25 protein-coding genes and 1 pseudogene are annotated in these 25,945 nt (G+C 63.8%); 7 read left to right on the top strand and 19 right to left on the bottom strand.

The genetic code is table 11. The annotated features are described in order from the left end of the window. Positions 1–49: 49 nt before the first annotated feature. The 3 genes and pseudogenes from N5D91_RS06155 to N5D91_RS06145 all read left to right on the top strand — a co-directional run bounded on the left by N5D91_RS06155 (position 50) and on the right by N5D91_RS06145 (position 4,115). Positions 50–2,965 carry a Tn3-like element IS1071 family transposase gene (locus N5D91_RS06155; RefSeq protein WP_003158660.1) on the top strand — a complete coding sequence of 972 codons (2,916 nt, stop codon included), beginning with the start codon at positions 50–52 and terminating at the stop codon, positions 2,963–2,965. Between the two features lie 155 nt (positions 2,966–3,120). Further along, positions 3,121–3,348: pseudogene (locus N5D91_RS06150) on the top strand (Tn3 family transposase); the annotation flags it as partial. After that, positions 3,249–4,115 carry a DUF2130 domain-containing protein gene (locus N5D91_RS06145; RefSeq protein ID WP_023465076.1) on the top strand — a complete coding sequence of 289 codons (867 nt, stop codon included), beginning with the start codon at positions 3,249–3,251 and terminating at the stop codon, positions 4,113–4,115. The pseudogene N5D91_RS06150 and the gene N5D91_RS06145, both read left to right, overlap by 100 nt. A gap of 10 nt (positions 4,116–4,125) precedes the next feature. Here the strand turns inward: N5D91_RS06145 and mobH are convergent, their stop codons facing one another. Then, positions 4,126–5,988: a MobH family relaxase gene (gene mobH, locus N5D91_RS06140; protein WP_003158656.1), complete on the bottom strand. Its 1,863-nt coding sequence runs from the start codon at positions 5,986–5,988 to the stop codon at positions 4,126–4,128. 311 nt (positions 5,989–6,299) lie between these two features. On the opposite strand from mobH, the gene N5D91_RS06135 reads away from it, so the two are divergent. Genes N5D91_RS06135 through N5D91_RS06125 form a run of 3 tightly spaced genes read left to right on the top strand, consistent with a single transcriptional unit; the run spans position 6,300 to position 7,465 of the window. Further along, on the top strand, positions 6,300–6,617 hold the full coding sequence (locus N5D91_RS06135) for a type II toxin-antitoxin system PrlF family antitoxin (RefSeq protein WP_003158655.1): 318 nt from the start codon (positions 6,300–6,302) through the stop codon (positions 6,615–6,617). After that, complete coding sequence (locus N5D91_RS06130; RefSeq protein WP_003158654.1) at positions 6,617–7,075, top strand: type II toxin-antitoxin system YhaV family toxin; 459 nt, start codon at positions 6,617–6,619, stop codon at positions 7,073–7,075. Before N5D91_RS06135 ends, N5D91_RS06130 begins: the two co-directional genes overlap by 1 nt. 27 nt (positions 7,076–7,102) lie before the next feature. Then, positions 7,103–7,465: a DUF3742 family protein gene (locus N5D91_RS06125; RefSeq protein WP_003158653.1), complete on the top strand. Its 363-nt coding sequence runs from the start codon at positions 7,103–7,105 to the stop codon at positions 7,463–7,465. A gap of 6 nt (positions 7,466–7,471) precedes the next feature. On the opposite strand, the gene N5D91_RS06120 is transcribed toward N5D91_RS06125, so the two are convergent. The 16 genes from N5D91_RS06120 to N5D91_RS06045 form a co-directional block, all read right to left on the bottom strand. Continuing rightward, positions 7,472–8,995: a conjugal transfer protein TraG N-terminal domain-containing protein gene (locus N5D91_RS06120; RefSeq protein WP_003158652.1), complete on the bottom strand. Its 1,524-nt coding sequence runs from the start codon at positions 8,993–8,995 to the stop codon at positions 7,472–7,474. A 15-nt stretch (positions 8,996–9,010) separates the two neighbouring features. Next, on the bottom strand, positions 9,011–9,370 hold the full coding sequence (locus N5D91_RS06115) for a hypothetical protein (RefSeq protein ID WP_003158651.1): 360 nt from the start codon (positions 9,368–9,370) through the stop codon (positions 9,011–9,013). After that, positions 9,367–10,761: an integrating conjugative element protein gene (locus N5D91_RS06110; RefSeq protein WP_003158650.1), complete on the bottom strand. Its 1,395-nt coding sequence runs from the start codon at positions 10,759–10,761 to the stop codon at positions 9,367–9,369. The genes N5D91_RS06115 and N5D91_RS06110 overlap by 4 nt, the downstream gene beginning before the upstream one ends. 10 nt (positions 10,762–10,771) lie before the next feature. Then, positions 10,772–11,719: a TIGR03756 family integrating conjugative element protein gene (locus tag N5D91_RS06105; protein ID WP_003158649.1), complete on the bottom strand. Its 948-nt coding sequence runs from the start codon at positions 11,717–11,719 to the stop codon at positions 10,772–10,774. Then, complete coding sequence (locus N5D91_RS06100) at positions 11,716–12,162, bottom strand: TIGR03757 family integrating conjugative element protein (RefSeq protein WP_003158648.1); 447 nt, start codon at positions 12,160–12,162, stop codon at positions 11,716–11,718. Before N5D91_RS06100 ends, N5D91_RS06105 begins: the two co-directional genes overlap by 4 nt. Before the next feature lie 143 nt (positions 12,163–12,305). Beyond that, positions 12,306–12,800 carry a DNA repair protein RadC gene (gene radC / locus N5D91_RS06095; protein ID WP_003158647.1) on the bottom strand — a complete coding sequence of 165 codons (495 nt, stop codon included), beginning with the start codon at positions 12,798–12,800 and terminating at the stop codon, positions 12,306–12,308. A 186-nt stretch (positions 12,801–12,986) separates the two neighbouring features. Continuing rightward, positions 12,987–13,739: a thioredoxin domain-containing protein gene (locus N5D91_RS06090; protein ID WP_031299380.1), complete on the bottom strand. Its 753-nt coding sequence runs from the start codon at positions 13,737–13,739 to the stop codon at positions 12,987–12,989. Between the two features lie 15 nt (positions 13,740–13,754). After that, a complete protein-coding gene (locus tag N5D91_RS06085; RefSeq protein ID WP_003158645.1) occupies positions 13,755–16,625 on the bottom strand; it encodes a conjugative transfer ATPase in 2,871 nt (956 codons plus the stop codon). Beyond that, positions 16,625–17,065 (bottom strand): TIGR03751 family conjugal transfer lipoprotein, encoded by a 441-nt coding sequence (locus tag N5D91_RS06080; protein WP_003158644.1) that lies wholly within the window; start codon positions 17,063–17,065, stop codon positions 16,625–16,627. The genes N5D91_RS06085 and N5D91_RS06080 overlap by 1 nt, the downstream gene beginning before the upstream one ends. Further along, a complete protein-coding gene (locus N5D91_RS06075; protein WP_003158643.1) occupies positions 17,046–18,464 on the bottom strand; it encodes a TIGR03752 family integrating conjugative element protein in 1,419 nt (472 codons plus the stop codon). The genes N5D91_RS06080 and N5D91_RS06075 overlap by 20 nt, the downstream gene beginning before the upstream one ends. Beyond that, on the bottom strand, positions 18,454–19,386 hold the full coding sequence (locus N5D91_RS06070) for a TIGR03749 family integrating conjugative element protein (protein ID WP_003158641.1): 933 nt from the start codon (positions 19,384–19,386) through the stop codon (positions 18,454–18,456). Before N5D91_RS06070 ends, N5D91_RS06075 begins: the two co-directional genes overlap by 11 nt. Continuing rightward, positions 19,383–20,072, bottom strand: coding sequence for a PFL_4703 family integrating conjugative element protein (locus N5D91_RS06065; protein ID WP_003158640.1), 690 nt, complete (start codon positions 20,070–20,072; stop codon positions 19,383–19,385). Before N5D91_RS06065 ends, N5D91_RS06070 begins: the two co-directional genes overlap by 4 nt. Further along, positions 20,069–20,479: a TIGR03750 family conjugal transfer protein gene (locus N5D91_RS06060; RefSeq protein WP_003158639.1), complete on the bottom strand. Its 411-nt coding sequence runs from the start codon at positions 20,477–20,479 to the stop codon at positions 20,069–20,071. The genes N5D91_RS06065 and N5D91_RS06060 overlap by 4 nt, the downstream gene beginning before the upstream one ends. 12 nt (positions 20,480–20,491) lie before the next feature. Then, positions 20,492–20,851 (bottom strand): TIGR03745 family integrating conjugative element membrane protein, encoded by a 360-nt coding sequence (locus tag N5D91_RS06055; RefSeq protein WP_003158638.1) that lies wholly within the window; start codon positions 20,849–20,851, stop codon positions 20,492–20,494. Positions 20,852–20,867: 16 nt separating this feature from the next. Continuing rightward, complete coding sequence (locus N5D91_RS06050; protein ID WP_003050225.1) at positions 20,868–21,101, bottom strand: TIGR03758 family integrating conjugative element protein; 234 nt, start codon at positions 21,099–21,101, stop codon at positions 20,868–20,870. Next, entirely contained in the window at positions 21,098–21,478 is a 381-nt protein-coding gene (locus N5D91_RS06045; protein WP_003158637.1) for an RAQPRD family integrative conjugative element protein, read from the bottom strand. Before N5D91_RS06045 ends, N5D91_RS06050 begins: the two co-directional genes overlap by 4 nt. 161 nt (positions 21,479–21,639) lie before the next feature. Between N5D91_RS06045 and N5D91_RS06040 the strand changes: the two genes are divergently transcribed. Next, the gene (locus tag N5D91_RS06040; protein WP_003158636.1) at positions 21,640–23,010 is read left to right on the top strand and encodes a hypothetical protein; all 1,371 of its coding nucleotides are present in this window, start codon (positions 21,640–21,642) and stop codon (positions 23,008–23,010) included. On the opposite strand, the gene N5D91_RS06035 is transcribed toward N5D91_RS06040, so the two are convergent. Then, positions 23,011–23,760 (bottom strand): TIGR03747 family integrating conjugative element membrane protein, encoded by a 750-nt coding sequence (locus N5D91_RS06035; protein ID WP_003158635.1) that lies wholly within the window; start codon positions 23,758–23,760, stop codon positions 23,011–23,013. Next, positions 23,757–25,943: a type IV conjugative transfer system coupling protein TraD gene (gene traD, locus N5D91_RS06030; RefSeq protein ID WP_003158634.1), complete on the bottom strand. Its 2,187-nt coding sequence runs from the start codon at positions 25,941–25,943 to the stop codon at positions 23,757–23,759. Before traD ends, N5D91_RS06035 begins: the two co-directional genes overlap by 4 nt. Positions 25,944–25,945: the final 2 nt, after the last annotated feature.

Below are 25,945 nucleotides of genomic sequence, written 5' to 3'. Positions count from 1 at the left end.
TGTTCGCTTTGTAAACGGGTATGGTGGCCTCCCACTTTTGAGGTTCACGATGCAGGGTTGGCACACAACGTTTTTGGGGATGCGTGGGCTCCCCCGCGATATCAGCGACTTCGAGATGAAGGCATTTTTCACCTTCGATGGTGCCGAGCGCGACGCAATCAATGCACGCCGAGGTGATTCCCACAAGCTTGGTCTGGCGCTCCATATTGGTTTCCTGCGCATGAGTGGGCGTTTGCTCGGTGCCTTTCGGGTAATTCCAGTAGCCTTGTGGCGCCACCTTGGCAACGAGCTTGGCATTGCAGCACCAGAAGTCGCCTCGCTGAGAGCCATGTATGAACGCGGGCGCACGCTATTCGATCACCAACAAGTAGCCTGCACGGTCCTTGGATTCCAGTGGATGAGCGAGCACCAGCGCCGCTCACTGGTACGTGAACTGCGCGACGAAGTGGCGCGCTGCGCCGACCGCGATCAGCTACTCGTGCGGGCGCGTCAATGGCTGTACAAGAACAAGCTGGTGATCGTGCACGAGCGGGCAATTCGGACACTGATTGCGGCGGCACTTGCCCAGCTTGAAGTTGAAACAGGCACCGCCATCGCCGCCAGCGTTGATCCAGCAACACTTGATCGCTGGCGAGCCTCAGTTTCAGAGCTGCGCCCAGATGGACAAACCCAGCAGAGTTGGCTATGGGCTGCACCGGCGAAACACTCAACCCGCCAAATCAGCGAGGTACTGGAGCGCATCGACCTGCTTTACACGCTGGACGTTCATAAGCACCTGGCAGACATCCCCGATCTCATCTTGCGCCGCTACGCGCGCCGACTTGTCTCCAGGCCGCCCTCAGCCGGAGCCAAGATCAAAGAGCCAGCGCGCACCGTGGAGGTCGCATGCTTTCTTCGGTATTGCCTGTTCACCACCACAGACCAGTTGATCCTTATGGTGCAGCGCCGGATCGCCGATCTGTGGCGTCAGGCTGCCGCCGATGTCCCCGCTACCGTCAATTGGGCCGCAATGTACAAAACGCTGCTCGGCGAACTTGTTGCCTTGAGCGCGCAAGGTGCGGTGCCAGATGCTGAGTTGCGTGCCCGTCTTGAAGCCTTGATCACCGAAACCCAGAAACGCAAACCACCGAGCAGGGCCTCCCTGGTCCGCGAGGGATTGATTGATGGAATTCGCCCCGTGCGGTCGTTGCTCGTCGCCATTGCAAAGCTGCCCTGGCAGGCCACCGGCGAGCATCCTGCCATCGAGTACCTTGCCAAGCTGCAAGCTTTATATCTCAAAGGATCCAGAAAGCTGCCAGTTGAAGTGGTGGCACCAAGTCTGGGAATGATCTGGCAGGTTTCGATCTCCAGCCCAGACCGGGAACGGGCGTTTCAGGCGTTGGAGGTGGCCACCCTGTTTGCCCTGCGCCGCGCGGTGCGCAATGGCTCGGTCTGGATTGAGCACAGCCTGAGCTTTCGGGGTCGTGCGCGCTTGTTCTTCACGGACGAGCGTTGGCAGGCAGAGTCCAAGAAACACTATGCCCGTCTATCGTTACCCAGCAAGGCTGCCACTTTCTTGAAGCCTTTGCTGGCCAGAGTAACTGCCGGTGTCGATGCGGTGGCCGCTGCAGCCCGCAGTGGCGTACTGCGCGTGGATGATGAACTCCATTTGTCGCCATTGCCCGCAGAGGACGAAGACCCAGAAGTGACCAAGCTGCGCGCGGCTTTGGATCACCGCATCGGTGAGGTTCAATTGCCGGAAGTGATTCTGGCCGTTGACGCCCAGGTGCGCTTTAGCTGGATCATGCTCGGACGTGAGCCGCGCTCTACCGACGAGCTGCTGATGGTCTATGCCGGCATCATGGCCCACGGCACCAGTCTGACTGCGGTCGAATGCGCGCGCATGATTCCGCAATTGTCTGCCACCAGCATTCGCCAGGCCATGCGCTGGGCGCGGGACGAACGGCGTCTGAGCCAGGCCTGCCAGGCTGTGCTGGAATTCATGCAGCGACACCCGATTGCCGCCACCTGGGGGCGGTCCGATTTGGCATCTTCTGACATGATGACCATGGAGACCACCAAACGGGTGTGGCAAGCCCGGCTTGATCCTCGGCGCAACACACCTTCCATTGGAATCTACTCCCATGTAAAAGACCGGTGGGGCATCTTCCATGCGCAGCCCTTTGTGCTCAATGAGCGCCAGGCGGGCGTGGCCATTGAAGGTGTCATCCGCCAAGAAAAGCTGGAGACCAGCCAGCTTGCTGTGGATACCCATGGCTACACCGACTTTGCCATGTCACATGCCCGTTTGCTTGGTTTTGATCTTTGCCCGCGGTTGAAGGAACTCAAACAGCGCCACCTCTTTGTGCCACGCGGCACCAAAGTGCCCGCAGAAATCGCTGCGGTGTGCGAAGCCAATGTCGACGTCGCTTTGATCGAAAAGCATTGGGATAGTCTGGTGCACCTGGCAGCCTCGGTCATGAGCGGACATGCCAGTGCGGTGGCAGCTCTTGCGCGGTTCGGTTCTGCCGCCCAGGGCGATCCAATCTATGAGGCTGGCGTGCAATTGGGGCGGTTGCTGCGTACGGCGTTTTTGGCTGACTACTTTGTCAAGGACGCTTTCAGGAACGAGTTGCGCCGGGTGCTCAATCGGGGCGAGGCTGTTAACGCCCTCAAGCGCGCCATTTATACCGGCCGGATCAGCCCGGCGCAGGCCAAACGTGTCGATGAAATGCAGGCTGTGGCCGATGCGTTGAGCCTGATGGCCAACATCGTGATGGCGTGGAATACCTCACAGATGCAGGCGGTCCTGGATCGCTGGTCGAACCGCCGCCAGGTCATTCCACCGGAACTGATCGGGAAGATTGCGCCCACCAGGCTGGAGAGCATCAACTTGCGGGGTGTGTTTCGCTTCCCGGTTGACCGCTATGCTGACCAAATCCTGCCTTCGCGGCCAAATGCATCGATAACTGGCACCAATGGATGAAACCGACCACGGTTTGACGCCACGAATCGCAGATTTGAAAGTGAACAGGAAAGTCAATGAAATCAACGATCTACCAACACCACCTCCGCGCCAGTGCTAGCTTTTCGTACCGTCACTTATTGCACTGAAAACGAGGAGACCCCTACCGGGCTAGCGGCCTCAATCTGGTAACGGCTGCCGTCGTGTTGTGGAACACGGTCTATCTGGAACGGGCTGCGCACGCGCTGCGTGGCAACGGCCATGCCGTTGATGACGCGCTGTTGCAGTACCTGTCGCCGCTCGGTTGGGAGCACATCAACCTCACCGGCGATTACCTCTGGCGCAGCAGCGCCAAGATCGGCGCGGGCAAGTTCAGGCCGCTACGACCGCTGCAACCGGCTTAGCGTGCTTTATTTTCCGTTTTCTGAGGCGACCCCTTGAGCAACATTGCGAGACCGAGTTCAATCGAATTCGCGCCACCGCATTTCCGAGGGCGTATTTCGAGAAGGACAACGATGCGCGCAGCGGCAGCAAGGGAGACTACATCTTTCGCGACTCCGATGAAGCTGGCACCGAGATCGTCTCGATCATGTTCGAGATGAAGAACGAGAATGACGAAACTGCCACCAAGAAGAAGAACGAAGACTTCCTGAAGGAGCTCGACAAGGATCGCACCGAGAAGGGCTGTGAGTATGCGGTGCTAGTTTCTCTACTCGAACCGGACAGTGAGTTATATAACACTGGGATCATTGATATGTCCCACCGCCACCCGAAGATGTACATTGTTCGGCCGCAATTTTTCATTCCCATCATCACGCTGCTGCGAAATGCGGCGATGAATTCGCTCAAGTACAAATTGGAACTGGCGCTCGTGAAGGCGCAAAACATCGATATCACGAACTTCGAGACCCAGCTGGATACGTTCAAGACCGCATTCGCGAAAAACTACGACCTCGCCTCCAGGCGATTTCAGACAGCAATCGATGAAATTGACAAGTCGATCGACCACCTACAGAAGACGAAGGAGGCCCTGCTTGGCACCGACAGGAATCTTCGACTTGCGAACGACAAGGCGCAGGACGTGACGATCAAGAAGTTGACTCGGGGTAACCCAACAATGGCTGCGAAGTTCGCCGAACTCAAGGACGGCGGATCTTCTGATGCTGAATGAGTCTGGTCATTCACGTCGGAAGCACGGCCAAGTAGGGATTGTTTGGTGGCACGTCACCGAATACCGATTGCGGCTGAAGAAGCAGGTAGCCGTGTAGCTTGCGCGATTTTCGCGGCCCGGTGACTTCGCAAGTCCAAATATTCAGTCCGCTAGCTTGTTTGCGATGCAGTTGCAGCCGCTCGAAGCGTTTTTGCACCCACCGCCAATCTTGCTGGTTCTCCTGCTTGGCGAATGCGCCTACCTGTGGGTGCTCCTGCGCATAGCGCTGGAAGACGCCTGGGCTGACCAGGTAAGCGGTATCGCTCACCGTATGCACGAGCGCCTTCGCATCGTTGATGATAAGCCGGCGTGATGCGATGCCCTGTTGCAGCCATGTCATGAAGTGCTCGCCGGAGGGCCGCGCCGTTGAGGGCGATGTCGCAGCCGTGGGCATAGACGTCGGTGAAACCGTGACCATCGCTGGCATGGACGCCTCGGGGCGCGTGGCAGGCGTCATGCTCGAAACGACTTCCGCATCTTGCTGGGTGCCGCTCGAATCACCCATGCCAACCATCGTGAGCATGTCCTCCAGCGCGTCGGGCAAGGCCTGGTGGGCCGTGGGCGGCGGAGCCAAGGCAGCGGCGCTGCCGCCTTCCCAAGGTCGGGGCCCCTGGTCTTCCTGGGCGGGCTTCATCACGACCGCAGGCGGGGTAGCTGGCGCACTGGCGTCGTTTTCTGCGAGCGTCGCGTCGATCGCCACCGTACCGGCAAAAGGTGCTGGCCGCTCGCCGGATTCCCAGATCAGCGCCGGCGCCAGTCGCAACAAGGTGAATGAATGGGACCAGCCCGTCGTGCTGATCACGGTCGCGCGCCAGACTGCCTTCCCGTCCGGCGTGGGCTTCAACATGCCGTGATCCTGCAGCACGTTGAACACGGCGGTGTTGTTCGCAGGGATGCCGTCGATGCCCTGGGACAGCAGGTGTGCGCGCAGCTTGTCCGAGACCGTCTTGCTCACCAGCCACAAGCCGTCTTCGGTGAGCCAGCCATCGGAGGCCTCGGGTTGGTTCAGCTTCAGCTCCTCCTTGAGCAGGTAACGCAACCCGTCCAGCAGCTTGCGTTGCAGTGCGTGCTTGGGCGCGACCATGGCGCGGGCAGGATCGCCGCCCAGTTCCAGGGCGACCGAAGCGCGATCGGCCTGCACGACGAGTTCGCCAAGCACCCCAGCGTGTTCGTATTGGCCGGCAAGAACATAAAGCAGCGGTCCCCAGAGCGCGGGGTAGCCGCTGAGCCAGTCCAGGATTTGGCGATCGAGCAGTTGGTGGTGGAGCAATCCCGTCGCGGCGCTGTGCAGGCGGTACTCGCGATCATCGCGGTAGCGGAAGCGGTACGGCTGCTGCAACGGGCCGTGCCAAGGGTGCCAAGTGCTGCCGTCGGCCAGTTCGACATGCAGATCGACGGCGATCTTGCCGATGTCATGCAGCAGCGCAGCGTAGGCGACGGCGGCGGTCCAGGCCTCGGACTGCGCCGCTTGGTCTTCGGGGTTGGCGCCGATAGGTAGCAGATGGGACTGCCGTAGCTTCAGGCTGTAGGCGACGATCTCCAGGCCATGGTCGAGCATGCCGCCGGGGTACGCATGGTGATGGGCCTCCGATGCAGGGAACTGCTGGACCAACTCGGCGTAGCACTCCAGCGGAGCGCGATAGAGGATGGCGAACTGCTTGCGCGACAGCGATGTGCGCTGCCAGATGTGTTCCAGCAGCTTTTGCCGGCGCGGTATCGCCAGTAGGGATGCGGCCGACTCGGGCCGCAGCAGCCCTTTCGGAAGATCAGTGGCTGGCGTTGGCGACGGAGCGGCAGCGACCGAGGCCCGTTTTCGCTGGAACAGGGAGAGCATGAGGGTGTCCTGATGGCGGGCCGACCGGGAGGCCTTTTTGCTTTTTCGAGGTAGGGCCTTTCCCCTTGCACTCCATTCCCTTCCCCTTTCGGCCTTTTGGCCCTTAACAGCCTTTGGGTATAGGGCGCCAGGCGTTGATCGTCCACCACCAATGCGGGTTGCAGCGGGGCCGGATTGATGCGGGAAGGCGGGCTGTTCCCAGCCTACGATGGGCCGATTCTTGGACTCGGGAGGACGCCATGAGGCCCCACCGCATTGACGATGTAAGGAAGTTTCCTTACAATGCAGGCATTGCCTCCAGGAGAACCGCCATGCCTGCCATTCATGAAGTTGCCACGCTGACCTCCAAAGGCCAGATCACGCTACCCAAGTCAATCCGGCAGGCGCTTGGCGCCGATACCGGCAGCAAGCTCGCGTTCGAGCTGCGTGGCAGTGAAGTCGTCGTGACCCGTGCTGATGCCGAGCACGAAGACCCCGCCATTGCCGCGTTCCTGACCCTTCTGGCCCGCGATATTGAGGCTGGCCGGAACATTCGCGGGTTGCCGAAGGATCTGGCTCGCACGATGCTAGAGCATGCGGGCCACAAGGTGAGCCTGGCCGACGATTTCGATGAGGACGTGGAAATTTGATGCAACAGCATGGCTGGACGCTGCTGTTCCACGACAACTTGATCGAGCAGATGATGAAACTGCGCGCAGCTGTGCTGCGTGCGCAAGAGAGCGACCCGGAGCGCTTCGGGTCCAACGCCAACGTCAAGTTCTTCCGGGCCTTGGTCCAGTTGATGCAAGATGTGGTGCCGGGCGATCCAGCCCGCGACGAATATCGTCAGGGCAACACCATGGGGCCGGCTTATCGCCATTGGCGGCGGGCCAAACTTGGAAGACGGTACCGGCTGTTCTTCCGGTACGACTCGAAGGCGAAGGTCATCGTATATGCCTGGGTCAACGACGAGCAGACCTTGCGGTCATCGGGCAGCAAGTCAGATCCATACGCAGTGTTCGAGAAGATGCTCGGGCGGGGAAATCCGCCAGACGACTGGAACGCATTGGTACAGGTAAGCAGGCAGGATTGGAGCAAACTGGAGTAGGCATTCCTCACGTAGCAGGAGACGACCATGAACACGACGACCCGAATCAGCACCTCGGAGCGCCTCGGCCGCACCGTCGGTCGTGGATGGCGCACTTATGTGCGTGGCGAGCGACGGTTGTCGAACTGGCTCGCCTCCAAGGGGGTGCCGGTCGTTGGTGCCGCTATGGGATTGTGGGTGGTCAAGCTGGTCGCACTTGGTGTGCTGCTGTACACCGCGTCTTGGCTGGCGCTGCTGCTGGTGGCCGCGGTGGTGGCTGCATGGGTGGCGCGCAATGCGGGCCTGGACGACGACCCGACCGAGCCGGAATGGCGCAACGGGCCTGCTGGATTCGGTCTGTACACCTACGATGGTTTCCGAATCGATCCGCACATCGAGGACGACGAGTAGCGCTGCTCACTTTTTTGAGATGGCATTGATCGCAATGCCTCCGCCCTTGCCTCCGGCAGCCTTGGCGTCCCCCGTTGCCCCGGCGAGGCCTTGCAGGACATTCCCGGCGCGAACACCCGCCCAAGCCAAGGCCATGATCCAGAACGTGGGCAGCACGATGAACATCGTGCCCATGACGAACATCAGAAGCATGTCGCCGAAGGCATTGTTCAGCCCCACCAACGGGTCGAAGTTGGTGTGCGGCCGGTTCCAGCCGAACCCCCAGCCATAGAGCGCATCCAAGATCGTTGAATCGACCCAGCGTGCGAGCTGGAACCAGAAATCCACGAAGAACAGCGCGAACTGCACGACGCTCACGGTGACGACCGTCTTCAGGTCATAGGTGCCCACGACCAGCACCAGCGGGATGCAGATCACGAGCGCCATCTTGAGCAGCGCGAGCACCATGGGCAGCGCCTGGCGCACCACGTCCATCGCCGGGAACGCGGCGACCGCCCCCACGGCCATCCCGACGTCGCCAGCCGCGCGCGTCACGATGTTCGGCAAGGTCTTGTCGATCTGGCCGCCGTAGTCGGTATAGACCGAACCCTGGTTGAGCTTCTGCTGCCGTGGCGAGGCAATCGCGCGGATCACGGAATCGTCCACCTCGGCACGGCTCAGGAATCCGGCCCAGCCCGCCAGGCGATTCAACAGGCTCGGGTCCACCTGCCCCAGCAGCCGCGCACGCAGGCCGTTGCTGCCGTCGGCCCACCACTGCCTGCAGTTCGGGTAGCCGCCACCGCTGGCCACTTGCGCAAGCCCCGCATCGCGGGTGCTGTCGTAGGGCCAGTCGTCGCGCGGCGTGCTGGAGCGGTAGGTGTCGTAGTAGCCGCTCGTGTCCGTGAAGAAGTGCGAACCGATCCAGGTCACGTCGTGCATCTGCGTCTCATCGAGGTTCGGGCGCTGCATGAACAGCTTGGCGCGCGCCGGCCCGTAGCAGTCGCGCGAGAAATCCGCCACCTCCTGAGCCAGCACCGGATCGTCGATGCGCGTGGCGTCGATCTCCATGCGCATCTGCCGCAGATCGGTGCCGCACGGGATTGCGGCCACCGAGGCCCCCGTGACGGCGCGCGAGAGCGCGTGCATGAAACCCCACCAGACCGGCACCTTGGCACTCTGGTTGTTGATGGTGCTGAAGGACTGCGACCAGCCGGTATCCGTGGGCTGCGGCACGCTGACCTGGCACTGGGCCGAGCGCGAGCTGTCGTACTGGATGGTGTTGAGATCCACGTCGATGAACGGGATGCCCGCAAACATCACCACCACGATGGCGACGAACACCCGGTTCTCGATGCGCGCAGCCGAGAGCACACCCTTGTTGCCTTCGTCGGCTCCCTCCGAGCGGGCCTTCAACCATTCCTGCACGATGATCGCAACGAACGGCAGCGCGAAGACACCGCTGGAGACCAGCACCGCCCAGATGCCGTTATGGACGATCCAGGACACGAGGGTCAGGTAGTACTCCAGGTAGTCGGTCGTGAAAAGCGTCATGGCCCGAATCTCCCTTCAGCCCTGCATCAGCAGGCTGGCTTCCAGCACCACGATGGCGAAGACGCCGGCGATCTCGCTGCGCACCAGGCGGCGCCGTGCCTGCCCATCTGTCCCGTTTTGTTCCTCGCGTGCCAGCAGCCGGCGGCGCATCCAGACCCAGCCATAGGCCGTCGCCCCATACAGGCACAACCGCCACACCAGGAAGTAGCCCGCGGCAGCCACCAGCCACTGCTCCCATCCAGCAACGCTGCCGACGAGGTAGATACCGACGATGTTGGCGCCCACGGCCGCGGCGACGAGCATCACCGCCCACAGCAGTGCCTGCCCCACGCGCCGGCTGAACAGCCAGCGCGGGCGCCACGAGGTCGTGCTCATGGCCGGCTCCCTGGGTTGCCCTTCTGCAACTGGTCGAGGCGGTCGGGCACCGGGTCGCCTTCGTAGATGCCGCGCGAGCCGGCCGCGCGCGTGCCGTGGCGCTGGATGATGGCCATCGGCGAGTTGTTGGCCAGCTCGCGGCGCAGTTCCAGTTCGGTCTTAAGGTTGCGGATCTCCTGGTCGAGCGTGTCGCTTTCGTGGTTCACCGCCGCGACCGCCAGCTGGTTCGCCGCCACGTTGGGTTCCTTCTTGCCGGTCAGCAGCGTGCGCTGGAGCAGCAACGCTTTCTCCAACACCGACGACAGCGCGACCTCCGATGCCAGGCGCCGCGCCAGCAGCTCCTTGTCCGGCTCGTCACGCAGCGCCTCGATCACGCCCCGCGTAATGGGCAGCGAGGTGCTGCCGGCCGCACGCAAGTGCTCGAACGTCGTGTTGCGCGTCCCCGAGACCAGTTCCTGCAGGGCTTCCAGTTTCTCCTCGTACTCCTCCTGGATCAGCGGCGTCAGTCCGACGCCGGGCACCGTCTCGGTCTTGGTGCAGGCATCGCAGGTGCGCTGCACCTGTTCCCCAAGCACCCGTGTCGCCCATTCGGTGGCCTGCTGCGGCGACGTCCAGGTCTGGCAGGACAGGCTTGCGCAACTGGTGGGCGCGATGGAGGACGTGTCAGTCACGCCGCGGCCGTTGACGAGGTTGTAACCCGCGCGGGTCACGTCGCCGACCACCCGGACGGCGGGCTGGCCCGCGCCACCGGCATTGCTGCCGCCGACCCAGGGCACGCCATCGTTGCCACGGCGCGTTTCGGCCTGCTCGATCGCCGACACGGCATCCGTGCTCGACACCGCATCGCGCAACGCCATGCCTTCGGCCATCTGACTCCAGCCCAACTGGCCGCCCGCCGTGTCGGCCATCCTCTCGGCCATGGCGCGGCACGTCAGCTTCGAGCGGTCGAAATCCAGCCGCGCCTGCAGCACGCCGTTGGTCAGCAGGTTGTACAGACCGGGATCGGCGCGCTGGATGATCAGCGCAGGCAGGGATGCCACGGCGCTCGTGGCGCTCTGGATCACGTTGCTCATGATCTGCTGGAAGCCGTTCGTGATGCCGTTGAGCTGGTTGCGCAGCGTGGTCTGGATGCTCATGTCGCCGCAGATGAGATTGCTGTTCCAGCCCACGCCGACCCCGATCGAGCGCATGCCGGCGGCGCGGCCCATGGATACCGCGCTGCCGCCGCCGATCGAGTACATGACTTCATCGCCGATGACGGGGCCGCTGGTCTGGAAGCCAGCCTGCGCCCACGCGAGGCCGCAGCCCAGGGCGAGCGCGCCGGCCAGCACTGTGGGGCGCAGCAGGCGGCATGCCTTGGTGGAGAGGTTCATCAGTTCAGGACGCTTCATCGCCGTACCCTCATTGGAAATCGACGCTGCCGAGGAACACCTGGCCCCGGCGTTCGCAGCACGAATAAGGCCGCCACAGCGCCCAGGCGTAGTCGCCTTGCTGGGCCTGGGTCAGGAAGCCGCTGCGCGGGAAGACCGTGCAGGACGAGGACAGGACGGGCGTGAGTTCCTGCCACTTGCCGGTCGAGGCATCGCCTTCCATCAGCGCGCCGGCAGGCCAGTAGCCGGGCCGCGAGTTCGCGAGCAGCGGCTGGTAGACGTGGATCTGCCCGCGGCGCGTGACGACATCGCCGGCGCGCTGGGCCACCACGGCGCCAGCCTTGTGGTCGTCGGCCTGGTGCAGGAAGCCGCCGCGCGGATACACGTTGCCCCACAGGTTCAGCGTGGTGCGCGCGCCGACCTCGCGCCTGCCCGGAATCAGCGCCTCCGGGTAGGCCATCTCGGGCACGTTGTAGCGCCAGGCCAGCGTGTCCAGGGTGCTGAGCAGGTATGGCATGAACGCCGTACCCGCACCCTCGCAGAAGTAGCCCGACGATGAGACGAACTGGTTGAACACCTCGACGCCGGGGTGGCCGATGACGTCCGCGTTCTTGAACTTGGCGAGATTGTTCTCGTGGTCTTCGTTGGTGGTGCCGTCTCCGCCGGCCTGGGCCGAAGGGTTGGGCGTGCTCATCGGACGAACTTCGACCCAGGGGTTCTCGCCGGTGTTGCTGTAGCTGGAGACGACCGCATCCGGGATGTAGTGGCGAACTTTGATGGACGTGCGCACCGTGCAGCCCGTCCAGGTGCAGTAGAGCCAGTAGCAGATGCCGACGACGCGGTATTCGAGGCAGTCTGGCGATGCCACTGAGCCAACGATGGTTGCGGTGTTGAGGGCGTAGCTGCCCGTGGCGCTGAGCAGCAGCACTGAGGCCACGCCAGCACGCAGGAGGCGCATCCGCTCGAAGGGGCGGGTCATGGCTGCGGCCTCCGGTGTTGCGCAACGCGCGCGACGGCACGGGCCACGTCCGGCTCGCCATAGACCACGTAACGCTGATCCACCACGACTGCCGGAATGCTGGTGACGCCCAGGCTCCAGGCGTCGGCGACGCCCTGGTATGCGGAAGCGATGCGGCGCTGGAGGCCGGCACCGCCGTTGTTCAGGCGGCGCTTGACGATGGCCGTGGCCTGCTCGGGATCGGCGGGCAGCTGTGCGGAAAGCTCGGCTTCGATGCGCTGGCCTTCATCCAGCTCGATCAGCCGCTCTCCACCCATAGTCTTGACCGGGTGGCGGCTGTCGGTGACGACCACCACATCGGCGGCGAAGGTGGCTGGGCTGAAAACGGCCAAGGATGCCGGCAGTGCAACGGCCAGGCCAAGGGTTCGCCAGCCGGATGCGAAGCGGAATAAAGATGCTGGCATGTCGCGTGCCCTGGAAGTTGATCAGAGCCATAGTCGAACGCGAACCCGCTGCCGCCCCAACAAACAATGCGCATCGCGGGCACCCCGCATACCTTTTCGGTGCTGTCGCATGGAAAAAGCGGAGGCCGAAGCCTCCGCTGTGATTACAAAAGACCAGACTCGGCGAACGAGTACGGTGCGCCTTGACCAATCACGAAATGGTCGAGTACCCGCACGTCGATAAGCGCCAAGGCCGTCTTCAACTGCTCGGTCAGCAACCGATCCGCATTGGATGGCTCGGTGGTGCCCGAGGGGTGCTGATGCGCGAAGATGACCGCAGCGGCGTTCAGTTGCAACGCTCGCTGCAGCACGACACGTGGATAAACCGAGGTCGCATTGATCGTTCCATGGAACATCGGCTCCACGGCCAGCACGGCGTGCATGCTGTTCATGAACACGACGACGAATATTTCGTTGGGCTCGGCGACCAGCTTCAAACGAAGGTAGTCCCTGACCGCTGCGGGCCGCTCAAGACGTGGCCCTGCTTTGAAAACCCGCCGCTCCAGCAACACGATGGCTTGCTGAACGATCCAGTCCTCGTTCTGAATAGAAATATCGGAAAGCGACTCCAGGCAGGAGTCATTGATGACGACAGACATGGCGAACCTCCAGGCAGGGAAATCGGAGAGCGCACATGCCCCTGGAGGGCAGGCCCTCCAGGGAATGGAACAACGGAACAAGGTGCATCCATCACCGCTGCTGCGGTGATCGTTCGCGCCCAGGATGCGAGGCGAACGGGTGACGGTCAGCGCAGCGTGCTGCGCCGTAGCCTCAAAGACCGCAGGCTACCTGGGCATGTCGCCGACAACGTCGGCAGGCATTTCGGTGGTCGGTGGAGCGGCGGCATCCTCAGCCACCAGCATGTCCATGGCCGACAGCAGTGCATCGCCTTCGATCGGCCCCTGCAACACGACTGCCTGATCGGTTTGGCGATCCTGCAGACGAATCGAAGGCGTCGCGGTCACGCCGCCCTTGGTGGCTTCCTCGGCCTGAGCGCGAATCACCCTATCCGGTCGCTCGCTGGCCAAACACTGCTCGACGGCTGGGTTGAGGCCGGGATAGCGCAGACCCTCGGGCAAGCCCAAGCCGTCGCTACGTGTGTGCGCATAGATCCATTCAATGGCCTGCCAGAACGCAGCATGCCCGCCACTTTCGGCGGCGCACTCGGCCAGGCGTGCCTCGGCGGAGGCGGCCGGTTCGTGCGCGGCCAGCGGCTGGTGGTGCCATTGCAGAGCTACGTCCGCGTTGGCACCCACCCAGCGCTTGAGCTGCGGGAAGTACGCTCGGCAGAACGGACATTCGAGGTCGGCATAGAGCGTCAGCGTGAAACGGCCCTGCGCGTTGCCCATCTGCCAGGGAGGCCCGGCCACCTGCGCGGTGCTGACCTGCGCGGGAGCCTGCAACGCGGGTTCACTGGGTGCGCGGGACACGAGCCAGATCAACAGCAGTGTGATCAGTCCAATCGCCACGAACCAGGGCCAGCGCCGATGGCGGAGCGCCTGTACCGGCATAGGAATGGAAGGACGTTTCGGTTTCACGGCATTCTCCGGCTGCTATTGCGGCAGGCCCAAGGCTGGCGACTCGATGCCACGCGCCTGGTCGATCTTCTCGGCCACCTTGAAGGCCGCGTCGAGTTCACTGATGCCGTGTTGCTGCATGAGCTGGTAACGCTCGGCTTTTTCCTCGGGTTCGGTCTGCGCGAGCGCGAGATAGAGGCTCGGTGGCACGGCCCGAAACAGCACTTCAAGGCTCTTGGAGAGGATGACGCCCTCGGTGAACTTCCCTGCTTCCTTGCGCGCGGAAAGCATCAGCGCCTTCTGCGCAGGCGAGAGTTCGCGGAACCGCGCGATCTTCTCCACCTCATCGGGCGGCATCGACAGGCAGATCCACCACTCGATCATGTTGAGCATGGGCTCTGCAGCGCGCGGCAAGTCGTCGATGTTTTGTGTGGCGAGCCAGAACCAGGCCCCCAGCTTGCGCCACATCTTGGTGATCTTCACCACGTAGGGGGCGAGCAGCGGGTTCTTGGTGATGATGTGTCCTTCGTCGGTGACGTTGATGATCGGGCGGCCCAGGTACTGATCGCGCTCGGCAATGTTGTTCACCGTGCTGATCAGGCTGATGTAGGCAATGGAGAGCTGCGCGTTGTAGCCCTCGCGGGCATAGGTCGCCAGATCGACCAGGGTGATGTCGGCTTCGGGCCACGGCGAACCGTCGCGGTCGAACATTTCGCCGTCCGTGCCTTGACAGAACATGTCCATGGCATCTGCCATCTCCAGCAGCCGCACGCGCCGCATCTCTGGCAGCGTTGGGTCCTGGCCGCGCTCGCGCAGCGCGTTGCGCACGTCGCGCGTGAGCACCGTGCGCTTCTCGGCCACGCAATGCTCGGCGGCGTCGAGGATGCACTGGCGGATGAGCGAGCGATCGGCCCGCGTCATCCGGGCCTCTTCTTTATCCTCGCCGCCGGTGATCATCAGCCGTGCGGTGATTTCCAACTCGCCGAGTACGTCGCGCTGCTCGTCCGCTTCCATGGCCGATGCATCGGGTGGCATGTCCTCGTCCAGCACATCGGCATCCAGCGTCTGCACGTCGCTCGGCGTTTCGATCAGCCGACGCGCGTCGGCGAACGGCGCCAGGCTGATGCCCGAGCCGGGGGCCAGCTTGACCCGGTTCACAGTCAGGCCCAGGCGCTTGGCGAAATCGCTGAACAAGCCGAAGCTGTTGCCGGCTTCCACGATGAAGAGGCGCGGCCGGTAGATGGCCGTGACCTGGTTCAAGAGGTTGTTGAGCGTTGCGCTTTTGCCGGAGCCGGTGGGGCCGAACAGGAACAGGTGCGCGTTCATCTGCCGATCCAGGCGGTTGAGCGGGTCAAAGGTGATCGGCCCGCCGCCTCGATTGAAGAACGTATTGCCCGGATGGCCCGTGCCCTGGCTGCGGCCCCAGGCCGGTGAGAGGTTCGCCACGTGCTGGGCGAACATCAGTTGGGTGAACCAGTTCCGTCGATCCTGGCTCGGGTTGTAGCAGCACGGCAGCCAGCGCAGATAACTGTTCAAAGGCGCGACTTCATCGTCCTCGCGCACGGGCTGCAAACCGGCGTTAAGCATCACGTTCGCCAGATCAAGGCCGCGCCGGTCCAGTTCGGCTTCATCCCGGCCGCGCAAATAGAACGCCAGTGTTCCCCGGTACAGCTTGTGCGCGCTGCCGATCAGCGAGCGGGCCTCCTGCACATCCTTGAGCGTCTGCTCCGATGCCAGTGTTTCGCCGACTGCCTTCTTCGCCAGGTGGTTCAGGTGCGATTCGAGGATGTCCTGGGGTGTCGCCACCATGGTCAGACACATCGTCGTGTCCTCGGGCATCTGATCGAACAGCGTATTGATCGCATCGCCTTTGCGGGTTTCGCCAGTCAAATGCCCCGTGCCGGGCGGCATGCGCAGCCGGTCAGTGACCAGCACACGATGCGGCATGCCGTCGAAGTGCCAGGTGCCGTGATCCGCGTCCGAGCGTGGCTGGCTGAAGAAAAGCCGCTGGCTGAAATCCCGCCCGCTCGCCAGCTCGATCTCGCCGTCTTCTGTCTCGTCGGGGTAGCGTGCCAGCGCATAGAAGCGTTCGCGGTCCTCGATCCCAGGGCCGAGCAGCGTGGGACGCGGGTTGAACCACCGCAGCAGCCAGTCATGGACGTCGGCCGCGGCCATGCGCCGGGCCTGGATGCCGGCGTTCGCCAGCCCGCCACACAAGCGATCGCAGACGATGTTCAGCATCTGCTCGGGCGTCTGGCCGCGGCGGTTCGCCTGCCCGGTGGCCCGGCGATAGACGACCATGCGCACGCGCCGCGTCTGGCCGCGCCAGCGCAGCCGTGTGACCACCGTGTCCTCGAACAGCCCGCCGGGCTTCGCTACCGCGCGCAGGTGGTGTCCGAAGAAGCGAAGGTAGAACTCGGTGAAAGCCGTATTGCGGGCGCGCGGCTGCACGTAGTCGCGCAGGGTCTGCATGTACTGGTCGAAGCTGGGTTCGTCCTGGGCGTAGAGCTGGAGTACCCAGGGGTTCTCGTCCAGTTCATCGAACGAGTCCTGGAGCGCGTTCTCCAAGGCGTCGCGGGCATGCGCGAGCCAGCCGGGTTCCCGGCCCTCGGTGCCCAGCGGCACCAGCTCGTAGAACGCCGCGACCGATTGCCCGTCTTCCAGCAGCATCGACTTCGACTGGGGCAGGAACTCCACCCAGGGCAGGAATTCCGCGAACGACGGCGCAACGTCGTACAGCGCCTGCTCGTCGGCCACGGTCGCCGGCCTGTGGCCATGGACCGCCGTGCCGGGTTCGGGGATGCCGGCCTGACGCAGGGCCTCGACGTGGCGCTGCCAGCCGTCCGGCTGCTCGTCATCGTCTGCGTCGGATGCAGTCAGCTTCGGCCAGGGGAGTTTCCAGCGCATCAGTAGTCCTCCACGCGCTCGCCGGGCATGGCGTACTGCACGCGCTGGTACAAGGGAAAAACCGTCGTATAGCCCGGCACGGGCACCGGGTCCGTGCCTGCCAGGTGCGGGTACACGTACATCACCAGGTCGGGATTCGGCAGGCGCTGGAACTGGCGATAGACCTCGTTGCGCGCTGTGCGCGTGTAGCGCATCTGCTCGGCGGGCGCGGCCTGTACATCCATCTCGGTCAGCGGCCGGCGCAGGCTCTGGCGCGCGTCGAGCAATTGCCTGCGTGCCACCTGGCCGGCGCCACCGCCGCCGTCACCGGCGTTCTGCTGCCAGATGTCCATCATCGTGCTGTCGCCGTGGGGCAGCAGCTTTTCCTTGCTGGTGGCGCAGCCGCCGAGCACCGCGACGGCAAGGGCCAGCGCCAGGCCCTTATTCAAGTTCGAGAGCATGGCTTTCTCCTGCACGGTGATCGACCTTGCGACCTTCGGGATCGAAATCGATGGCGAGCGGCTTTTCGAGGTGGACGGCGACCTTTGCGCCGGGTTGGACATAGACGGCGGCGAAGGCCTGGCCGTACAACTTGTTCACCCAATCGGCCATGTCCCGAACGCCGCCGGCCAGGATGCGGCCCACGGCTTCGTTGCCCGAGATGCCGACGCTTCCGATGGAGCCATCGGCGCCCACGTAGGACATCTGACCGCTGTCGCTGTCGATGAGCGAGGCGACGCCGGCACCCGCCGCGGTGATCAGCGCCTGTGAGCCGAGGTACTGCTGGGCGTTGCTGCGCCGCTCTCCGCTGACGCAGGGAATGCCATAGGGGTCGCTGATCCAGCCCAGGCCGTCGCGCTGCTGGTTGTTCTGCTGGTTGCCCTCGCGGTCTTCGGGAATCGTCCGAATGGTCCCGTCATGGAACACAAAGGTGATGCTGCGCACCTGGCCGCGCACGCAAGAGAGCGTCCAGTCACCCGAGGCCGTGCCGGAAAACACGGCGCCCGCCACGTCGGGAATGTCAATTCCGTTTGCCGTGAGGTTGTCGGGACCGACCAGGACTTTGAACGGATACGGATCGTTGACCGTACCGTCGATCGGCACGCGGCCGATCAGCGCCGTCATTGCCACCGATCCCATCAGCGTCGAGTTGGTCGGCACCGTATAGACCGGCTTGGCGCTCTTGACGCCTGCGGCGCGGGCGCCCGCGTTCGCCACGGTTTGTGCCGTGGTTTCCAGCGTGCTCTGCGCGGGGCCGAAGCTCGTCGGAAAGCTCATGCCGCCACCCGTGCCACGACTGCCGTTACGCCCATCAGTGGGCTTCGCGTCGTCCGGCTCGACCCAGCGCACGCCGCCTTCCATGCCTGCCTCGTCGCCGTTACGCAGCCCCAGGCCCACGGGTAGATCGGCGTGGCCGCCGCCGCGCCCGCCGATGCCTTCCAGGCGCCGCTGCAGGTCGGCGAGCAGTCCCTCGGTCTGCTGGCGCTCGCTGGCTGCCTGCTGCTGGTCGCGGCGCAGGTTGGAGCGCTCGGTCTCCAGCGCCGAATTGATGCGCTGGTCGATGGCGTTCTCGCGCTGGCGCAGGCGCTGGTTCTCTTCGCGCTGAGACTTGTTGTCCAAGAGCGTGGTCTGAAGCTCGGTGCGCAATTGCTTCACCTGCGCCACCAGGGTCGCCACGGTATCGCGGGGGGTATCGCCCTCGATGCCCAGCGCCTTCATCTCCTCGGGCGTGAGCTGGGCGCCGGCATCGGCTGCGGGCTGTGTCGACGTGCTCCCACCGGAGAACAGCCGGATGGCGACGAACAGCACCAACAGGGCCACGGGGATCATCAGCCACTTCAGGAGTCCGTTACTGCGCATGGCGAGTCTCCTTGCCATCCGCGGCCTCGTTGTCCCGTGTCTCGATTTGCGGCTGCGGCAGATGCGCAGCCGGGTCGAAGCGGTGGATAGCGGGCAGCAGCGACTGCGCGAGGCCACGCCCGCGCGTCACCAGGTACAGAACGGTGGTGTCCTCGGGCGTTCCGCGTGGACCCAGCGCCTCGTGCTGGAAGCTGGCCGTGAGGAAATCGCCTTGCAGCACACGCGGGTCGAGGGTGATCCAGCCGCTGCTGCCGTTGGTGAGACGCACGGCGGTGACCCACTGGTCTTCCAGCCGCCACGACGCGAGCGCGACCGCGCGCACCGGCAGCGTCGGCATCAGCGTGGTCAGGTCCATGTCGCGGCGCAGATTGACCCGCATGACACCCGGCAGCGCCTCGACCGTACGCAGCGGCGCATAGAGGTTCTGCGCGGCGAAGCGCGTCAGCGCGACCGAGACCGGGGTTTCGCGCCGCGCCGTCCGCGCGCCTGCCTGATTCTGGGTGTGCGCCGGGGGCGCGTCGGCACCCTCCGGCTGATCGCCATAGCGCGCCGGGGTGCTGTTGCCCTCGACGATGCGCACCGGCTCCAGCTCGGCTTCGCCGTCCTTGGCCGGCTCGGCGGCGATGTCCAGCAGGATCAATGCGCCCGTGTCGGCGTCCTGCAGTTGCAGCCGTGTTGGTTCGATCGGCGCACTGGCGCGCAGGTACACCGCACCGCCCGCGCTCTGCACGCGCAGACGTTCGCCCACGCCGGCAGGCACGCCCACGCGGACGTTCCTGTCGATGAACACGATGCGCTCCTGGCCGACACGCAACGGCACGGCCAGCGGCAGACGTTCCCAGCGCAGGATCTCCACCGCATGGGCGACAGGTGCTGCGACTACGACCAGCAGCCCCAGCAGTGCGAGTACAGGATGCTTCATGGGGTTTCTCCTTGGGGCGCTTGCGGAGCCAAACCACCGGGCGCCGGGCGCGTCGGCTCCGGGGCGCCGATGCGCTGCGGCGCCCCTTCGTAGCAGTCGAGTACCAGGCCGAACGGGTTGCGGGCGGGATCGATGTCCACGCGCGTGACCTTGATGGGGTAGCGCACCAGGGCGCGCTTGACCTGTTCCGCGCCGTAGTACTCGTCGGCGCTGATGTCCAGTGTCACCACCCAGTCGCGGTCGGAGACCACGCGCACGCGCGTCGTAGGGTCGTCGCCGTAGCCACGGCCCGGGATTTCGTAGATGCCGCGCACGCGCTGGCGCAACTCACCCGTGCTGCGGCGGTAGTCGTAGTCGGCTCGCAGGAAAGCCTGGCAGGACGGCGTGAGATACGGCGAGAGTGTGTGAAGGTTGCGTGCGTAGTCCTCTTCGCCATTCGTGGGCCAACGGTGGAGGGTCTGAAACACGTAGAACGTGAACGCATAGACCGATTCGGGCGGCACTTCCCACCACTTGCGGGTACTGCCGGAGCGCAGATCAGGCGGGACGTGGATGGTCAGGTCGCGCGGAGCGCTCCACCAGCCGCCGCCCATCACCAGGGCGACGATGACCAGCGCGCCAGCACCCAGGCGAAGCGTCTTGATGTGCGCCTGCAGATGGGTGATCTCGTTCTTGAAGCGGCTCATCGTGCCCCCCTTGCAGCAGACCTTCGGGTGGTCCAGAAGCCGGAGCGTGAGATCAGCACATGGCCGCCCACCCAGCCCGCCACCAGCGGATAGCGCGTGGCGATGCGCCACTGGAGTTGCCGATACAGCCAGGTGTCGGGACGCCCACGCTTGAGGCGACGCAGGATGCCGCCCCCGATGAACACGCCGAAGGCCACGCCCAGCACGACGAACGTGGGCGCGAGCGCGATCGTGCGGAACACCCAGGACAGCGGCGCACCGACCAGCAGGCCGGCGGCACCGGACAGGCCGCAGCAGATCCACAGCTCGTCGGCGGTGAGGCCGCGCACGACAACGGGATGGCGGTTGAGCCGGTGCGGAAGGAACGTGACCGTCCCGTCAGCACGGACGTGCTGCTGCTCGGACATACCGGCCTCGCCTTACAGGATGCCGGTGGCTTCGGTGAGCAGCCAAATGCCGATCACGAGCAGCACCGCGCCGATGGCGACCGTGAGGCCGAATTGGCCCCAGGTTTTGCGACCAGTGTGGATTTCCGCGTAGGTGCCGTAGGCGTGGTAGCACACGCCAATGAACATCGACGCCACAACCAGCAGGGCCACGAGCATGATGATGTCGTAGCCGTAGTTCCTGATCGTCTCCATGATGCCGCTGCCGGCGCCCCGGGTCGGGTTCTCCAACTGCGGCAGGCCTTGCGCGAACGACAGCGCCGGCAGCGCGGCGGCGCCCAGAGCCACGGTGGTGCGCTGGACAAAACGGGAAGTGAGGATGCGGTTTTGCATGGTCAGGCCTTTCAGGTCAGGAGAGGAGGAAGAAACTCAGGACGAGGTACATCGCGACGAAGCGGATGCAGACGCCGAGGAACTGGCGCTGGTTGAGGCGGCTCTCGGACCACCCTACGTAAGCCGTTCGGATGGCCCAGACGCCCCAGACGAGCAGGACCGCGAACACGACGCCGACCAGGACGGTCGCCATCGCGGAAGGCGCGATGCCGCTGTTGGCTTGAAATGCCGAGACTTGGGCGCCGTTCATGGCTTGGCCTCCGCGGTCGTCGGCGATGGCTCGACGGCCCGCTCGGTGCGGTAGTCGCCGGCCAGCTCGGCGGGGTCGCGCGGCTGAGCACGCGAAGGAGAGAGGTGCGCCTGGATGCCGGCGCGCACGCGCGCTAGGTCAGCCAGCAGCCGCGGGTAATCGAAGTGGTAGCGCTCGCCCGGCTGGACGGGAGCATGCGCGGCGCTGTCGGCGACGGTGCGCTCCAGCGCGTCGAGCTGGCGCAGCGCCGCGACCAATTCCTGACGCTGCGCGGGGGGCTCGGCCAACGCCATCGGGGACTGGCCCAGCAGGAGGGCCGTCACGAGAAAAGTGGGCACGCCGCGATGCGCGGCACGCAGCCAGGTTGAAGCCACCATCGCGCCATTCCTGTGTGATCAGCAATGGCTCGATCGTGGAGATCAGGGCTGCTTTAGGCCGCAAACAATAGGAACCCGCGGATGACCGGATTGATGGATGCCGAGGCTGTTGGTGTCAGCCTGGGCTATCCTGCGGTCAGAAGTAGATCGAGGAGGAATTTATGGGGCTAAAGACCGAGCTGAAAGCTCTGGTGGATGAGTTAGATCGCGTGCACAAGGGGGCCACTCCATGGTCCGAAGAGGCCGGCATTCCTGATTTCATCACCGCTGAGAACGGTATGCAGCGGTACTTCACCAAGAAGGCAAGAGAGGCGCTTGGGCAGTTCTCCAGCACCCTCCATCAGAATCGGACTCTGAACTCAGTGAAGATCGAACCCGAGGCCTTTCAGAAAATTGCCCGCCAAGCCGTTGCCGATATGCACGCCTCGGGTGAGCTTTCGGGGTTTGATGAATGCGATCAGGGCGGGCTGCTTCCCAAACTGAAATTGCTTATCGAGGAACGACTCGCAAGCATCACCAACGAACACACGCACTATTTCCCTGCCTGGACCCTGGGCATGGAGAGGAAGTCTCCGTTCTCCCTCGGCCCGGTGACATTCTTGAATAGGTCGGACTGGATAGATTCTGTAGATTTCCCTCAGCAGGGAAAGGATCACTATCTGAACCAACCAGAGGCGAACCACCGCTGGAAGGAAATTCTCAAGGATGCCTTGCAGAAGGCCAATGATGGCTCCTCCATCGAAGGGCTGGCCAACGCCGTCTACAGTGCGATAGTCGGATGTCCAGCCTTGGTCAAGGTAACAGTCCGTGGCTATGAGCGTGAATTCTCACGCAAGCTGGCGAGATTGGTTGGCAAGACAGCGCTTGACGCTATCTCTCTGGGCTTTGGAGCCCCCGAGTGCTTCCTGCAACAGGCGCTTCAAGACGAGCGCCTACCGCCTGCGGGTAGCGATCGCCTGGTCGAAACCAAAGGGTTTCTGTGGTTGCCTGGAAGCTCGCTCGGGAAGCGGATTCCTTCGCAACCTCCTGAACGAGTAAGGCAAGCGTTGGATGACATGACATCTATTCTTCCGGCATTCGCGGCGATCCTTGATGGGCTGCTTGATCCATCGAGTCACCCGCATCCCAAGCTTGCCAATCGATGGGCTACTGCGCTGGATTGGTTCGGCGAAGGAAACCGTGAGTTAAGCGATGCTATAGCGTTGGCGAAGCTCGGAACCTGCCTGGATGTACTGAGCTGCGGCGGCAGGAACGGCGGTATCTGTAAAATGGTCGTGCATCTGACCGGAACGAGTGACGACACGCAGGTAATACGAGGCAACCGTCCTCGCACGCTGAAGCAATTGGTCAAGGACATCTATGACCATGGTCGATCGCAGATACTGCATGGCACGCACTACGACAGACTGGAATCATTCGCGGCAGAGCGGCAGTATGCAGCCTACCTCGCACGGATCGTATTGATTGAGTGCGCAGTGCGACTACAGCGTTATGGTGGTCCAGATGATGACGGGGCGTTCAGCACAATATAGCTAGAGGTACTTTTTGAAGCTCCCCGCAGTCAGGGATATACCCAGTCCAAGCAAGGCGGTGCTCGGCAGCAGGATCAGCAGCGGATGCACCGATACCGGCAGCGCCAGGTACGTCACCCAAGGCAGCACGGCCAGCGGCATCAGGCTCGCCTTTGCGCGGTGGTAGATGAAGCCGGATTCCCGGCCCGCGCCGAAGCGCCGCACGTCACGGCGCACCAGGCCATCGATCAGACCTACGAATGCCGCCGTGAAGATCAGTGGCAGGGTGAGCACCAGGACCAACAGACGCACGAGAAAGGTCAGCGTCGTGAACGCTGCCGCAATCAGGTAGCTCTCGGTCCAAACATAGACTTGGCTGATGAAATAGCGGAAGTTGCGCGTCTGGCCCTGGCTCGACGCACGGGCGCGCTCGGCGGTCTGGCTCATGCGCTCCAGCAGCCCCGAACGCACGAACACCCATTCGTAGCCGGTATCTACCAACTCGTGCGCTGTGCGCCCCGGCTCCTGCACGATCACGCTGCGCGTGAAATGGCTAGACAGGTGCCCCAGCTCGTACTGCAGCATCTGCTGGGAGTGCCGCCAGCTTTGATCCTTCCAGAACAAGTGCATGCCCACGCACTCCATGACGATGGAGAACAGCAGCGAGCCGATCAGTACCCCAAGCAGCCGAAAAGGCAGCGTGATCGTGCCGATGACCAGACCCTGGCGGCGGCCTTGCTCCCTTCGTGTGGTGCCGGCGGCATCGCTCATGGTGCGGCCTCGTCTCTGGCCATATCGCCCGTGCCGGAGGCAGGAGCGTCGGCGGTGGCCACCTCATCGAGCAGGTCATCGGGCAAGGCCGTGTCCTGCAAGACCGGGGAACTGGTGAACTCCCACCACTGCGTGGCCTCACTGTAGCTCTGGCGCATGTAGCCCGCGAGTTGTTGCAGATCCTGCGGCATGACCTCATCGGGGTCCGGTGCCGGCAGCGGCATGCGAACCTTCCAAAGCTGGCCGCCCTGCAACAACGCGAAACACTGACCCTTGGGTAAGGCGACGACGTGCGACGGCTCGATCATCGGCACGCTGGACATGCTGATGCGGTCCTGCGTGTTGCTGGTGAAATCCGTCGCCCCGCGGATGTCGGAGCTGTCGGTCGCGCCGGAGACGATGGTGGTCGTATAGACCTCGACCTTCGGCAATTGCCGGGTCAGCAGTTCAGCGGTGGCCGTCTCGCGCACGCGCAGCATGAACAGGTTGTTGAAGTTGCCGATCACCTGACCGGCCTTCGCGCGGTTGCCGATGCGAGCCTCGATGTCCGAAAGGGTCTGGGTGTACGCGGTGACTTGCAGACCGGCGCCGCCGCCTTTGTTGATCAGCGGCACGAACTCGTCACCCATGAGTTCATTGAATTCATCCGCGTGGACGTTGATCGGCACGCGCGTGCCAGCCGATGCGCCCGGCAGGCCGTCATCGATCCCGTGCTTGTAGATATGGCCTGCCACCGAAACGAGATCGCTGAACATCGAGTTGCCGACCGCTGCGGCGACCTCGGCATCGGATAGCGCGTCCAGGCCCACATAGACGACGGCGCGCTTTCGGATGACCTGCATCCAATCGAAGATCGGGCGGGGGTCGGCCAGGTCGGAATAGTTCGGCGCCAGAAGCTGGGAAATCTTCCCGCTGGTGAGTTTCTCCAGCAGCGGCAGCAGCGATGCGACGATCTTGTCGAAATACGTCTTGTCGTAGCGAACCGCCGAGCGCAGGCCGTCGAGCACCGGGTCATAGTTACGGGCCTGGGAGAGGTACTGCTCCAGCGCCACCACGCGCTTCTCGCGCCCAATCATGTTGCGCGGGATGTTCTTCTCGTTGAGCTTGGCCTCGATCTGGACGATCACCTCCCAGGCCTTGGGCTCGGTCTTGGCGAAGTAGTGCTGGGCGTACTCGATGAACAGCGCGTCGATGTTGATGACGTGGCGCTGGATCAGCATGTAGTCCGGGCGCTGGCCCAGTTCCACCAGGGCGCGGGCGATGATATTGACGAAGCGCCACGCAAACTCGCGAAATGCCGCGCTGTTGCCTTCCCCGGAGAGCTGCCCTGCAACACGGGTGGCCACCTCGCTGATGCGCCCAAAGCGGCCCACAGCGTTGTAGCGCGCGGAAATGTCGGGCCAGCCCAAATGGAAGACATAGAACTCACCCTCACGACCCGCGCGTTTGGCCTCGACGTACACCCGCTTCAAAAGATCGGCATCGCCCTTGGGGTCTATGACGATGACGACCTCGTGCTCGCCGTCGGCGTTCTTGCGCCGAATGTCCTGGGTCACAAACAACTCGGCCAACCGCGTCTTGCCCACGCGCGTGGTGCCCAGCACCAGCGAATGCCCGACGCGCTCACCCAGCGGCAGGCTGACGTCCACCTCATCGGGTTCGATGCCGTGCAGGCGCGGCAGGCCGCCCACAGGCGGCAGCGGGCGCACCGGGTTGAAAGACACATCCCAGCCCGTGAGCGCGGGCAGCCGAGACAGCGGGAACGGCGCGAACTCCAGCCGTTCCTCCAGCCTGCGCGCCAGCCGGTAGGCCGGCGTCAACTCGACGTAGCGGCGAAATTCCGGTCGGTACGTCTGCATGAGCCGATGGGTGTGTTTCTGCTCCCACAGAAACCCGCGCCCCACGAACAGACGCTGCTGGCTGACCGGTACGTCCTTGCTGGTCATCACGTAGCGCGGCAAGCGGCGAATGTTGCGCCGGTAGCGCAGGATGACGCGGGCATCGCGGTAGCGGATGGCACCGTAGGCGCAGAACGCCAGCGCACTGCCGACGCCCATGGCCGGACTCAGCGCGAGCGACCACGGGGCCACCAGGGACAGAAACGCGGCGCCTGCACACGCCGCGACGGTATAGAACTCCACCGCTGGGCGCAGCAAAACCTCGACCGGCTGTTTCCCCGACATGG

This window comes from Stenotrophomonas sp. GD03794, from assembly GCF_029842145.1.
Lineage (GTDB): Bacteria > Pseudomonadota > Gammaproteobacteria > Xanthomonadales > Xanthomonadaceae > Stenotrophomonas > Stenotrophomonas riyadhensis.
Note: the sequence above shows the minus strand (reverse complement) of the source record. Positions and strands in the feature narration are given on the sequence as shown.